The 11,201-nt window shown below is 48.4% G+C and carries 24 protein-coding genes and 1 pseudogene; 9 read left to right on the top strand and 16 right to left on the bottom strand.

What is annotated here, in order from left to right:
• Positions 1 to 60, bottom strand: a 60-nt coding sequence (locus tag RDN66_RS05245; protein WP_001623223.1) for an IS1 family transposase, incomplete at its 3' end; no start/stop codon positions are given.
• 98 nt (positions 61 to 158) lie between these two features.
• Entirely contained in the window at positions 159 to 335 is a 177-nt protein-coding gene (locus RDN66_RS05240) for a cold-shock protein (protein ID WP_308537642.1), read from the bottom strand.
• 142 nt (positions 336 to 477) lie between these two features.
• On the opposite strand from RDN66_RS05240, the gene RDN66_RS05235 reads away from it, so the two are divergent.
• Complete coding sequence (locus RDN66_RS05235) at positions 478 to 648, top strand: YnfU family zinc-binding protein (protein ID WP_308537639.1); 171 nt, start codon at positions 478 to 480, stop codon at positions 646 to 648.
• Positions 649 to 965: 317 nt separating this feature from the next.
• Here the strand turns inward: RDN66_RS05235 and RDN66_RS05230 are convergent, their stop codons facing one another.
• A complete protein-coding gene (locus RDN66_RS05230) occupies positions 966 to 1,184 on the bottom strand; it encodes a cold shock domain-containing protein (RefSeq protein ID WP_035893861.1) in 219 nt (72 codons plus the stop codon).
• Between the two features lie 293 nt (positions 1,185 to 1,477).
• On the opposite strand from RDN66_RS05230, the gene cspF reads away from it, so the two are divergent.
• Positions 1,478 to 1,690 carry a cold shock-like protein CspF gene (gene cspF, locus RDN66_RS05225; protein ID WP_072011377.1) on the top strand — a complete coding sequence of 71 codons (213 nt, stop codon included), beginning with the start codon at positions 1,478 to 1,480 and terminating at the stop codon, positions 1,688 to 1,690.
• Positions 1,691 to 1,727: 37 nt separating this feature from the next.
• On the opposite strand, the gene RDN66_RS05220 is transcribed toward cspF, so the two are convergent.
• Together RDN66_RS05220 and RDN66_RS05215 are read right to left on the bottom strand one after the other, a co-directional pair.
• Positions 1,728 to 1,910 (bottom strand): hypothetical protein, encoded by a 183-nt coding sequence (locus tag RDN66_RS05220; RefSeq protein ID WP_308537637.1) that lies wholly within the window; start codon positions 1,908 to 1,910, stop codon positions 1,728 to 1,730.
• Positions 1,911 to 1,944: 34 nt separating this feature from the next.
• Positions 1,945 to 2,136, bottom strand: a pseudogene (locus tag RDN66_RS05215) (DNA cytosine methyltransferase); the annotation flags it as partial.
• A 193-nt stretch (positions 2,137 to 2,329) separates the two neighbouring features.
• Between RDN66_RS05215 and RDN66_RS05210 the strand changes: the two are divergent.
• Positions 2,330 to 3,193 (top strand): hypothetical protein, encoded by an 864-nt coding sequence (locus RDN66_RS05210; RefSeq protein WP_308537636.1) that lies wholly within the window; start codon positions 2,330 to 2,332, stop codon positions 3,191 to 3,193.
• Between the two features lie 190 nt (positions 3,194 to 3,383).
• Here RDN66_RS05210 and RDN66_RS05205 read toward each other — a convergent pair whose 3' ends face one another.
• The 10 genes from RDN66_RS05205 to RDN66_RS05165 form a co-directional block, all read right to left on the bottom strand.
• Positions 3,384 to 3,719 (bottom strand): hypothetical protein, encoded by a 336-nt coding sequence (locus tag RDN66_RS05205; RefSeq protein ID WP_308537635.1) that lies wholly within the window; start codon positions 3,717 to 3,719, stop codon positions 3,384 to 3,386.
• Positions 3,716 to 4,300 carry a DNA adenine methylase gene (locus tag RDN66_RS05200; protein WP_374043987.1) on the bottom strand — a complete coding sequence of 195 codons (585 nt, stop codon included), beginning with the start codon at positions 4,298 to 4,300 and terminating at the stop codon, positions 3,716 to 3,718. Before RDN66_RS05200 ends, RDN66_RS05205 begins: the two co-directional genes overlap by 4 nt.
• The gene (locus RDN66_RS24265; RefSeq protein ID WP_374043986.1) at positions 4,294 to 4,542 is read right to left on the bottom strand and encodes a DNA adenine methylase; all 249 of its coding nucleotides are present in this window, start codon (positions 4,540 to 4,542) and stop codon (positions 4,294 to 4,296) included. Before RDN66_RS24265 ends, RDN66_RS05200 begins: the two co-directional genes overlap by 7 nt.
• A complete protein-coding gene (locus RDN66_RS05195) occupies positions 4,542 to 4,949 on the bottom strand; it encodes a hypothetical protein (protein WP_308537634.1) in 408 nt (135 codons plus the stop codon). The genes RDN66_RS24265 and RDN66_RS05195 overlap by 1 nt, the downstream gene beginning before the upstream one ends.
• Positions 4,942 to 5,280: a hypothetical protein gene (locus RDN66_RS05190; protein WP_308537633.1), complete on the bottom strand. Its 339-nt coding sequence runs from the start codon at positions 5,278 to 5,280 to the stop codon at positions 4,942 to 4,944. The genes RDN66_RS05195 and RDN66_RS05190 overlap by 8 nt, the downstream gene beginning before the upstream one ends.
• The gene (locus tag RDN66_RS05185; protein ID WP_308537632.1) at positions 5,277 to 5,525 is read right to left on the bottom strand and encodes a hypothetical protein; all 249 of its coding nucleotides are present in this window, start codon (positions 5,523 to 5,525) and stop codon (positions 5,277 to 5,279) included. The genes RDN66_RS05190 and RDN66_RS05185 overlap by 4 nt, the downstream gene beginning before the upstream one ends.
• Positions 5,526 to 5,527: 2 nt before the next feature.
• On the bottom strand, positions 5,528 to 6,211 hold the full coding sequence (locus tag RDN66_RS05180; protein WP_308537631.1) for a replication protein P: 684 nt from the start codon (positions 6,209 to 6,211) through the stop codon (positions 5,528 to 5,530).
• Positions 6,195 to 7,187, bottom strand: coding sequence for a replication protein (locus RDN66_RS05175; protein ID WP_308537641.1), 993 nt, complete (start codon positions 7,185 to 7,187; stop codon positions 6,195 to 6,197). Before RDN66_RS05175 ends, RDN66_RS05180 begins: the two co-directional genes overlap by 17 nt.
• 200 nt (positions 7,188 to 7,387) lie before the next feature.
• Positions 7,388 to 7,942, bottom strand: coding sequence for a toxin YdaT domain-containing protein (locus tag RDN66_RS05170; protein ID WP_374043985.1), 555 nt, complete (start codon positions 7,940 to 7,942; stop codon positions 7,388 to 7,390).
• Between the two features lie 31 nt (positions 7,943 to 7,973).
• On the bottom strand, positions 7,974 to 8,204 hold the full coding sequence (locus RDN66_RS05165) for a YdaS family helix-turn-helix protein (RefSeq protein ID WP_308537629.1): 231 nt from the start codon (positions 8,202 to 8,204) through the stop codon (positions 7,974 to 7,976).
• A gap of 129 nt (positions 8,205 to 8,333) precedes the next feature.
• Between RDN66_RS05165 and RDN66_RS05160 the strand changes: the two genes are divergently transcribed.
• From RDN66_RS05160 to RDN66_RS05145, 4 genes are all read left to right on the top strand, one after another.
• The gene (locus tag RDN66_RS05160; protein WP_308537628.1) at positions 8,334 to 9,020 is read left to right on the top strand and encodes a helix-turn-helix transcriptional regulator; all 687 of its coding nucleotides are present in this window, start codon (positions 8,334 to 8,336) and stop codon (positions 9,018 to 9,020) included.
• Between the two features lie 12 nt (positions 9,021 to 9,032).
• On the top strand, positions 9,033 to 9,131 hold the full coding sequence (locus RDN66_RS05155) for a YoaK family small membrane protein (protein ID WP_308537627.1): 99 nt from the start codon (positions 9,033 to 9,035) through the stop codon (positions 9,129 to 9,131).
• A gap of 85 nt (positions 9,132 to 9,216) precedes the next feature.
• Complete coding sequence (locus RDN66_RS05150) at positions 9,217 to 9,978, top strand: KilA-N domain-containing protein (RefSeq protein WP_308537626.1); 762 nt, start codon at positions 9,217 to 9,219, stop codon at positions 9,976 to 9,978.
• A gap of 117 nt (positions 9,979 to 10,095) precedes the next feature.
• Entirely contained in the window at positions 10,096 to 10,452 is a 357-nt protein-coding gene (locus RDN66_RS05145) for a hypothetical protein (RefSeq protein ID WP_123652401.1), read from the top strand.
• A 40-nt stretch (positions 10,453 to 10,492) separates the two neighbouring features.
• Here the strand turns inward: RDN66_RS05145 and RDN66_RS05140 are convergent, their stop codons facing one another.
• Positions 10,493 to 10,696, bottom strand: coding sequence for a hypothetical protein (locus tag RDN66_RS05140; protein WP_308537625.1), 204 nt, complete (start codon positions 10,694 to 10,696; stop codon positions 10,493 to 10,495).
• A 192-nt stretch (positions 10,697 to 10,888) separates the two neighbouring features.
• Here RDN66_RS05140 and RDN66_RS05135 point away from each other — a divergent pair, with 192 nt between their 5' ends.
• Positions 10,889 to 11,095, top strand: coding sequence for a cell division inhibitor protein (locus tag RDN66_RS05135; RefSeq protein WP_308537624.1), 207 nt, complete (start codon positions 10,889 to 10,891; stop codon positions 11,093 to 11,095).
• Positions 11,079 to 11,201: YdaE family protein (locus RDN66_RS05130; RefSeq protein ID WP_308537640.1), on the top strand; the 123-nt coding region annotated here is incomplete at its 3' end. The genes RDN66_RS05135 and RDN66_RS05130, both read left to right, overlap by 17 nt.

Below are 11,201 nucleotides of genomic sequence, written 5' to 3'. Positions count from 1 at the left end.
GTTACGCACCACCCCGTCAGTAGCTGAACAGGAGGGACAGCTGATAGAAACAGAAGCCACTGGAGCACCTCAAAAACACCATCATACACTAAATCAGTAAGTTGGCAGCATCACCCGCCAGTCATGTCAATGATAGGAGTAGGGAATCAATAAAGACTTTACTCGGCTAGTCTCAGGGTTTTACCTTTGATGCTTACTGACTCATTAAAAACCATTGTTGTTTTACAAAAAATACACTTTGCCCCAAATGGATTTTTTTCTGAAACATCAAAGATTGACGTTCGATATTGAGACCCATGACAACATGGGCATCTAAAATGAATATTTAATCTAATAAAATATACCTCTTAATGACAGTTGGATTGTTCGCCTTCAGAAGGTTGCATTATTTTACATTGTAATATTCGTGCAAAACTCTAAAAAACATAAGCAACTATCTTAATAACCGTGTATGGTGACATTCCCGTAAATCAGGAGATGTCTATGTCCGGACGTAAAAACTCGCAACAAAACCGAAATTACCTAATCAAGTGCTTATGCCCAAACTGTTCAAAAAACTCTGAGCATAGTTTCATAAGAGTGCAGAAAGGCTCTCAATTAGTCTGCCCATATTGCAACACGTTGTTCAAGTCCTCACAACGTTTCTAAAAAAACAACCATTGCCAAATAGTGTCGTTTGCTTATTCTAACTAACTCATTTGGCAAAAGATTGTGTATCATAAAGTTGAAGTGATGCTTTTGGAGGCAGCCTAGCCTCTTACGCACTTTATTATTTTACAAGCAGTTAGCTTCTGCTTTTAGACTCTTCATGCAGCAAACCTGCACTTCATCACATCGGTCAGTACACTCATACAAATGTAAAAATGCACTGACCTGATGTTTAGAGTGTACATCTGATACGTACCTAACGGCAGGCCTGTCCACTCAGGAATAATCCATCATCGTTATCGCAGGCCTGTATATTTTTATTTATCGCAAAGAATTACTCCGGCTGCGGCCGGGCCCTTATCTCCGCGTTGAATCGCAAACTCAACCTTTTGCCCTTCAAACAATGTTTTTAAATTATCACCATGAAAGGCAGAGAAATGGACGAATACATCTTTACTTCCATCAATCGGAGAGATAAAGCCGAATCCTTTATCTTCGTTGTACCACTTAACCAAACCTTTTATTCTTGAAGACACACTAGCTCCTTTTGAGTGTTTTAATCTAAGAATTATAATAAACGCATAGTATTGTACGTTAGACTCAAAGAGAGGAGATATCAGCGATAGAGCCTGGCTATGAGGACTGCTCAGTAGAATGTTTTACGTTGCGTTTGTATTTCAAACTCACCGTCTCATTAATGCATTTCCATCACTGATAAGCAAATTTTATTTTAGCCATCCAGGAGTCCTTATCAAAATAAAGCAGTATAATTAGCTTTTTATTTTTTTTACGTGTATAGTTTGCCTCGTATTTTTAACAAGGAATCTATTTGTCTCGTAAAATGACAGGAATTGTAAAAAGCTTTGACTCTATCAGTGGCAAAGGTTTCATTACCCCATCAGACGGTCGTAAAGACGTTCTACTTCATATTTCAGCAGTTTATCACACTAAATCCGAGCACTTAAGACCAGGACTCCGTGTCGAGTTTTGTCGAATCAACAGTCTTAACGGGCCTGTCGCCGCGAATATTTACCTTTCCTGACCATTCCTTGGTTTGGTTGATATGTTGCAATCCAGCATCAGTCTGCAGTTCTCCCTCTCTTTTTCCTCATTTCGTAAGGAGACCTGTAACCATCTACCGAGGTCACTTCCCCAGTTTCAAATCTCTTGGCATTTGCTATTTCGGATTGAAGCATATGCTTTTTATACCGCTTCCTCTGTGCTTTGTATTTTTCAGCTGGTGTCATTTCTTCATGTGGCATAAAAAAACCCTCGATAGTCAGAGGACATTATAGGTCAGGCCGCGATTTGTTTCGACTGGCAAAGCTCCGGTAGATTCGCCCGCACTAGTGCCTCAGCAAACGGTGGCGGCACAGCATTGCCGCAGCGAGCAACCTGCTTGTCTTTTGCGTACTTCTTACCGCTGTAGTCCTGGTCGATGATGTACCACTCTGGGAAGCCCTGTGCTCGGTACAGTTGGTGTGGTTGTTGCGGATATCAAGACGACGAAGGAAACGCTGACTTTCAATACCACAACCCAATCACGCCTTAGGACCGTGATACCCGTAGTGCCCATACCATCCCTTGTTAACAGTTCGCCCACTTCGGTGGGCATTTTTTTGTGTGATGCAGTTTGCTTACCTTATAGGTAGAATCAGAAAAAACCTAAAAGGGCCTTCGGATGCTTGAATCACTTAAAGAATATTTTTCCTCTACCGTCAATACAGCTGTGCAGAGGATAAGTAACCCTGTATTTGGCGCGTTCTCGCTTTCATGGTGCGCATTTAACTGGAAATCAATTTTATACCTTTTCCTAAGCGACTCAGGGATTATCGACAAAATCACCTACATCTCAGACACTAGCAACTGGAAAACGGTGGTTCTATACCCATGCATTTCTGTAGTCATCCTGTGCGGTTGCCTTCCATGGATTAACAATATAATTTCAGCTTGGCAGGCCAAGCCGCTAGACAACAACGACTCTATAGAAAACCACCGCAAGGCAAAACGTATACTTCGCGCAACACGTCTGCAACGCCTTCAGGCAAAGCAAGATGTAACATATGATAAAGTTAAGACCGGCGCTGAAAAGGATATTCAGGCCATGAAAGAAGAAATCATAAAATCTAAGGATAGCATGGGAGAACTAACCGCAGCTCTTACGGAAAAGGAACAAGAGCTAAGAAACTTACAAACAAATCTTACTGAAAAAGAAAAAGAGCTAAGAAATTTAAAAACAGATCTTAAAAGGGTTTTGGATAAAAATTCTCTTTTAGATAAAGAGGTTGCTCAATTAACAACTGACAATCTTAAATTGAATGAAAAGTATGGTTCGTTGCATACCAAAGCCGTTAAACTCGAAGAAACTATAAATAATTACCAAAACACCATCAATGGTGGATGGATTGGCCGCACCGGAAAACTAGCAGGCATTGGCCTTGATGGTCTTCAAGGCGTAGCTAGTACTGATGATACTGTAGCAGGAAAAGCTTTAGGTAGGTTGAATTCACTTTTAAATGATCCTAACGGAAGCAAAAAGAACTAAGCACACAGATCATACTCTGTTATCGCCAGCCCCTGCATGCCAGGGGCATTAAACTGCTTCTTCACAATTGGCGCTGCATACGTCAACACATACGCGTCAGCTTTGTTAGGCTTATCGCCCATGAAAGACATCGTCTGGAGAGCCTTTTCAAGTGCGCCTATGACGCTAGCCGGCAGCTTGTAAGTCTCACTTATAGGTTTACATTGAGCGAACGTTGCGTAGCCTTCCGGAGTTTCGCCGGCATGTCATTCCATGCATGGGTGCCGCTTCTATCTTTCGTTGTGAGCAAATCCTCAATCGCTGACGCAGACGCATGAAGCAAGTCAGCATCAATCACCGGCAGCGCTTCCCGACTAACCCGCAGCTCTCTCAGCCCCTTCACCGCATCAGCAATGAAATGGTCCATGCTGCTGCCGTTGCGATACTTGAGCGAACTCTCCAGCGCTTCGATAACGCGTTCAATGCGCTCACCTGTGAGTGGAGAGTTTGCAGGTTGGTTAGCTGGGTCTGTTAAGTTGATTGTCATGCTGCACGCTCCTGTTTATGCTGCGCTGCCGGGTTAATCCACAGGCATTCAGTTCTAACTTTCGTGCCGCGCCCGGCGCTGATACGCGAACCTCTTTCCATCTTTCTCCAGTCGGCCAGAATGTCGTTGTAGACCTCGTGGTCATACCCGCTAATAATCACCATGCCAGCCATCGTTCTGGCCACAGACAAAAGTTGCTCGTGTCCTTCCGTTGTCATCTCGTGGTTGTAGTAACGGTTCCCCTGCACGCGTGTTTCTGCGACGTACGGAGGGTCAATGTAGTGCAGCGTGGTTTCGGCATCGTGTGCGCGCATCACGGCCAGCGCGTCTTTATTTTCGATGATGACACCCTGCAGGCGCTGGCAGACTGCCGACAGGTTTTCCGGGTAACGCTCCCAAAGATGCGCCGCCGTAGCGTATTTGCGCTTGCTGTCGCTACGGAATCCAGAGTTACCACCAATGCCTGCCGCTGAACCAAAGCCCATACTGGCGCGCACAACCATGCGCCTGGCTCGCTCAATCGGATCTTCTGTCACTTCACGTGCAGCGCAAAATTCATCGCGAGAATACGGTGTTAGCATGCATCCTGCAAGCGTTGGTTCATCTCGGCGTCGCGCAGCACACGGAACAGGTTCACCACCTCCCCATCCAGGTCGTTGTAAACCTCCGCATAGCTGCGAGGTTTTTGCAGCAGCACGCCAGCAGCACCGCCGAACGGCTCGACGTAGCAAACATGCTCCGGCATCTGTTCGATAATCCACGGCGCCAGGCGGAACTTTGCACCGTGATAGCGAATAGCTGGGTGCTTGATTGTTTCGCTCATTATCCCTCTCCTTCGATAACCTGGATGCCAGCGGCAGCCAGCATGGTCAGCACATCGTCTCGGGAATACCATTCACCCTTCGGCGACTGTAATGGGTACGTTTCAACGTCGTAGCGTTCTGGCAGCTTCACGGTGACGGTGCGAGACTCCAGCTCTGTGATTTGCGCATCCCTATCGCGTATCAACCCGAGGCATGCCTGCCGCTCAGCTTCGGTTAGGGTTTCGTTCCGCAGCGCCTTCTCCAGCGCCCTCGCCAGCGCCAGAACGTTGGCTGGACACGCAGCCAACTGAAACTCATTGAGAGCGGCGACTCGCGTATCGAACGGCATAATTTGCGCCTCGCCAGCATGTTTTGCTTTCTCTGCCGTCGCTTTCATAGTCGCCACCAATGCGGTGATCTCAGTCATTCCATGCCTCCAGCTCGTTCTGGATCTCTTCGTCGATTTCGTCGTTTGTAGCGTCTTCATCAAGAGCCTCGCGAGCTTCTTTCAGATACTGCTCTCGGCGTTCGTCGTACCAGGAGGAAAACTCAGGGGACCATCCGTCAATACCAAAATCTACACGGGCATTATTCTCAGCCAGGCGTTCGACCATGCAATCAGCAGTAGTAAGCGCGGCCTCCCGGATATACCCACGCAGGTCGCATTTACGCCAGTACGGGCTAAATTTCGAGTCACATCGACCTTTAAATTCGACGGTCCAGCGACGGATGCAGCGAGCGTTCAGTGATTTGCTCATTGTGCGGCCTCCAGTGCTACAGCAATTTCTTCGAAGAACTTCTCCCGGGTGTGGCTGGTCATGGCCGGTACAAACGCAGTCATCAGCATGCCCTGATCGCATTGCTCATCGTCGGAAAGCAGAACCATTTTCTTGTCCAGGCGCACTTTGGCTTCCTGTAGTTGCTCATTCCGGCTCGCGCGCTGGAGGTACTCAGCGATAATTGCGATCGCTTTTTGCGTATGTTTTTTGGTGAACTCGTTCATGCTCACGCCCTCCCCGCGTCTTTGTTGCGTTTGTACTGTGCCATCAGCATCTGAGCCGGTGTCGGCCCGGTCGCTGCTTTCGGTGCTGCCAGGGCGCGGCGAATTGGCGGCACAGGCTTACCGGACTGCACTCGACGCTCCCACATGTCCAGAACGGCGACGGCTTCGCGCTCCAGTTCCTGGCGGCTTAACTGGCCCTCGGTGCTGCGGTGGCGCAGTTCCAGGCAGATGTGATACAGCACAGGTTTAGGCCATGGGTATTGCTCGCTGGACGGGTAACGGAAAACCAGCTTCTGCCACTTCCAGTACTCAGCCATGACATCAGCAGCGCTAATACCAAGCGCGCTACGGCCTTCACGACACCAGGCGATGAATTGCCCCGGCGATGGTAAGAACGGACGCTCCTGACGGCGCGCAACGCGCAGACCGGCGTTTACCTGTTCCATGGTGGTTATTCCGTTCTCGCGGAAAGCCAGCAGCCACTGGCGGCGCAGTTCGTTGAATGCGTCCTGGTCGTTGAAACTGTGGACACTAGCCGGAAACGCAGCGCGCAGCGCGCTGAACAGTGCGTTGAAGATTTCCGCCGTCTGCTCTGCCTGGGTGTCCTGCAACTCCGGCATCCCGTATGCCACGCGCGCAAAGTTCTCGCGGTCGAAGTTGACCATCTGCTCAGAGAGAGTTTTCATCGAATACCCCGTTGATCCAGTCGGTGTTGTTGAAGTCGACCTTACCCGCTCCGGCCGCCGGGGCTGTATGCCCGCCACAGCGGAGGCGTTTGGTTGCCAGTTGTTCCCACTGCTTGCGCAGGCTTGATGGACTCAGGATGTTGTCTTTCCAGAAATCATCTTTGTTCGCCCACTGGAACAGCTCACAAATTTCGTAGTGGCTGCGGTTGTCCTGCACGCGCATCAGCCGGATTGTGTTGGCCCACTCAACCCACTTTGGTTCGTTCAGGCTTGCGTTAATCCTCAGGCGCATGGCGTGAATCCAGCGCGCAGCTTTGAGATCGTCAGCAGTCCCCCAGGACTTACCGGCGGGTGTGTAAATTCCATCAGCAGCTTCAGGATGACGTGAGAGGAATTTTTCAGTCGCCTCGTTTCGGGATTCTTCAGAATTCCGAGACGAAGAGATCTTATTATTTATATTGTTGTTATTACCTTGTTGTTCATGATGCGCGGGGAAACGCTCGGCCTTATGCGCGGGTAAATGCGCGGCATCACCTCCGCAAGCCCCGCCATTACTGGCTTCGTCATGCGCTGGGTAATGCTCGCCGAAATGCGCGGGGTAATGCGCGGGTAAATCGTCTGTTTTTTGAGCATATTGGGCATAATTTGTGATGGTTATCACTGTGCCTTTTCGCTTCTCTCCAGCCGTTGAAATCATGCCCTCTTTGACGAAAAGCGACAGCATGCGCTCAACTGAATGGCGGCTTGTTGGCTCTCCGTTTCGGTCGCATAGTTTCAGCCCGAGATCGGCAGATGTGGTCACCAGTTGTCCGGTTTGTAGCGGCCACTGACGGCCTTTAAAGGTTGCCGTATAAGGCTGACGAGCAGCGGCCATCAGAAGGTTATCCCACAGAGTGCGCAGGAATACATCTTTAGCCCATGGCTTCTTCAGTACACTCCGGTACAACGGGATGAATCCGGTCTTCTGGTTCTCCATCCGGTTGCTCCTGACGGCGATTCGCGCCGCAAAATCGGCGTAAGCAACATTCGACATGCTATGCTCCTTTCGCCTGGTGTTTTGTACATGCGTTTGTCATAATGATCTCGCAATGACTAGCCGTTTTTGCACAAGAAAGCCGTTGGTGTTCGCGCACCGCGGCTTTCGCCTTTTCACTTCTGATGTTTTTCATCGATACCTCACAGAATGCCAGGGGCAACAGCTGCTATACCGCTGAGAACCTGAGCCATAGCTTCAACCGGCAGCAGCCCCAGCAGATGCTCGATTCCCTCACGAACTTCTTTCACCATCTGGTGCTGTGGCGCATTCAGCATCAGCGCTCGTTTTGCTTCGCTAACCTCTTTCTCCATTGCCGCATAGCGCGACATGAAGTCATCCTGTGGCGCCAGACGTCCCCGGAACTCCAGAGGAAGAACAGCAAGGATTGCCGGGGTCAGCAACTGAACATTGCGCTGCGCCGCCATGGTGGTGCCGTCTAGCCAGCGGAACAGTTTCTGACGGCGACGGCTAAGATCGGCCGGAAAATCCAACTCACCACCGCCCCGCCGTTCCCATTCCTCGACAATCAGCCCAGTAACGAAGTCCTGATTGTTAATTGACGCTGCCCAAGCGCGAACGGCTGAGCAAACTGCGTGGTGGCTTAAGCTATCACCAGAGGCAGCCTTGAGCTGATTCTGAGATATCAATCGCCTATCCATTGCAGTGTTATTATTTTGAAACGTAAGTGATTGCATGATGCTTTCCCTTTCGTGGTTAAAGTGCCGGTCAGGCGTTGTTATCTGGGTGCGGGAATAACTCGGGAAGGTCTGGGCGGAATTCATGGGCCTGAATCCTGCCTCCAATTGCCCTAACTAAAACAGGCACGTGGACCGGGGAGATTTGTTTTTTCCCATTCAACCAATCACAGATTGTGGATTGAGCCTTACCGCAACGTATTGCCAACTCTTTCTGACTACCAGCTATGGCAATCGCTTTTTCTACAGCAGAATTTTTCATAATCACTCCAGCTATTGATTTCGATTGATTATGGATATCGCCATAACGAATGTCAATCGCCTATGCGATTTTTTGCCAATTCATCGCTGAGGCGATAATATTTTCAAGGACTATCCTGGGAGTGTTTTTATGAGTTTTTCTGAGCGTTTAAATCGTGCAATGATCGAGGCTGGCTATACGCAAGGTAGGCTCGCTAAGGCGGTTGGCATGGCACAGTCCAGTGTTAACAAGCTATTAAATGGCGCTTCCAGCTCAAGAAAAACTGTCGAGATAGCATCAGTTCTCGGCGTTCGCCCTGAATGGCTTTCTACTGGTTCTGGTCTTATGCGAGATGATGGCCGTAAGCCTGAAATCATTGGCGAAGGAAAAGTGACCTCCAACATCTTCCGAATTGAGGTTCTTGATTTCTCGGTTAGCGCGGGTCCTGGCGCTATTAATAACGAATTTGTAGAAGTCCTTCATTCAGTTGAGTATCCGGTTGAAGAAGCTAGACATATGTTTAACGGCCGTAAGCAGGAACAGATCCGCATCATCAACGTTCGTGGGGACAGCATGTCTGGAACGATTGAGCCGGGTGACTTACTGTTTGTGGATATCAGCGTACAGCGATTTGATGGGGATGGTATTTACGCATTCCTTTACGACGAAACAGCTCACGTAAAGCGCCTTCAGATGATGAAAGATAAATTGCTCGTGATATCAGATAACAAGACGTATGCGCCATGGGATCCGATAGAGCGCGATGAGCTTAACAGGGTCTTCGTCTTCGGAAAGGTAATCGGCAGCATGCCGCAGACGTATAGAAAACATGGATAGACAGGTGTCTTTATGAGAATTGGAATCGCCTTTCCGGTGATAGTGTTCATCGTTGCAGTAGTGTTTCTTACGTGGTTCATCGTAGGTGGGTATGCCACGCCGGGTGCATAGGCAGTAATGGTTGTTTTTCCAGAAATTAGCGAACGTAGAAAGAGCGTAATTCCTAGATATAATTTCTCACAAAATGAGGTCGCCGATGAGTCAGTTCCATCTAGCATTAATAGCAAGGGAAATTGATGGTGAAGTTATTCATCTTAGGACGAAGGATGGATACATTAATGCTACCGCGATGTGTAAATCTGCCGGAAAATTACTTGCTGATTATACTCGACTGAAATCTACAGAAGACTTTTTTGATGAATTATCGAGCGATATGGGAATTCCCATATCGGAATTAATTCAATCATTTAAGGGTGGAAGGTCTGAAAACCAAGGGACTTGGGTTCATCCGGATATTGCGATCAACCTCGCCCAGTGGCTGTCTCCTAAATTTGCTGTTCAGGTGTCACGGTGGGTGCGCGAGTGGATGTCTGGCGAAAGAGTCCCAGTAGAGCTTCCCGCTCACCTTAAAAGATACATGGTGAATCGCGGACGAATACCACACACCCATTTCTCAATCTTAAATGAGTTGACGTTCAACCTTGTAGCTCCTTTAGAACAGGCGGGCTACACACTCCCCGAGAAGATGGTTCCAGATATATCACAGGGTAAAGTTTTCTCTAATTGGCTTAGAGCGAACAGGGGTGTAGAGCCAAAAACCTTTCCCACATATGATCATGAATATCCAGACGGCCGTATCTTCCCCGCAAGGCTTTACCCCAATGAATACTTAGCTGATTTCAAAGAACACTTCAACAATGTATGGCTTCCGCAATATGCACCGAAGTATTTTGCTGAGCGGGATCAAAAGGCTCTAGCATTGATCGAGAGAATATTATTGCCAGACTTAGGTGAATAATCACCACCCGGCCACCGAGCCGGGTTTTTTATTTCCATAAAGCCCTTAGAATAGGTGATCTTCAAACCCCTTGAATCATGTTAAGATGTTTCTGATTGCAATCAAAGGAAACATCAAATGAAGAAAGTAGTTCTTTTAGCGCTTGGAGCGCTTTTATTGTCTGGCTGTACTGTTCGTGTGGCTGATCTGACTGTGGCAAGCACCAAAAATTACAACCTCAACGGTGGTAAGTTTTACAAGGGTAAGAGAGTTACCGCTGAGGACAGCTACCCAGTAATCATCTTCCCTACTGGCATTCCTAACGTCAAAACCGCGGCAGACCGTGCGATCGAGAAAGACCGCTGCGCTGTTGGACTGAGTGATGTGGTTGTAACTCAGCTCAACCAGGCGTTTATTTTTGGTAAAATCGGCCTACGCGTAGAAGGTAACTTAATCATTGACCGTAGCCTTCCAGGCTGCGAAAACGCAAGCTAAGTACAATGCAACCCGGCCACCGAGCCGGGTTTTTTGTGCCCTATTCCTTCCCATGCGATATCAATCGCTTTATAGCCTCCAACTTACCGGTCTGTCTGCGCATCTCCAGCAGTCTTAGAGCCTCGTACGCCTCCAGCCCTACTATCTGCTGCTCTGCCAGCATCTCCATATCCTGAATAAGTAACTCGACTTCTTCCTTTGTGATCGGCGGTCTCATGTAGCCTCCTGTGTTTTTTTTGAACATAGCACGCTTCATTTACAAAAATAAATCGCTTTATAAATCAAATGGCAATCGCTTAAATCACATAAATATCGCCAAAACGATTGATTGATGAAATCGCTTTAGCTATCATCACCTCATCGCGAAACATAACGCGCATAAGGTTCAACAACGTTCCGCCAGCCTGGCGACAAGGGCAAACGAGAGGGAATCAGCATGGTTCATCAGCACTACGGCACACAGACGATCAACCGCGGCGCAGTTCTGCCCGGCATACTCGTCAAACACAAAGACGCAACCTGGACTGCATCAGCCAACGCACGAGGTCGTTTGTATTTGCATCGCGGCGTAGAGCGCACTTACACAACCGAGCTTTTGGTTGAAGTGTTTCTGAATGGTGTAGGCAATGCCCTTAGCCATTAACGGGGGAGTTATGCAAAAGAAGAAATGCGCTTACCGCCACTGCGGAAAACCGATTGAACAAGGCAAAGAAGTGAAGAACACGCTGACGCTGATCCACGGCGCGCAG

This window comes from uncultured Kluyvera sp., from assembly GCF_902485085.1.
Classification (GTDB): domain Bacteria; phylum Pseudomonadota; class Gammaproteobacteria; order Enterobacterales; family Enterobacteriaceae; genus Kluyvera; species Kluyvera ascorbata.
This window is presented reverse-complemented; position numbering and strand designations above follow the sequence as displayed.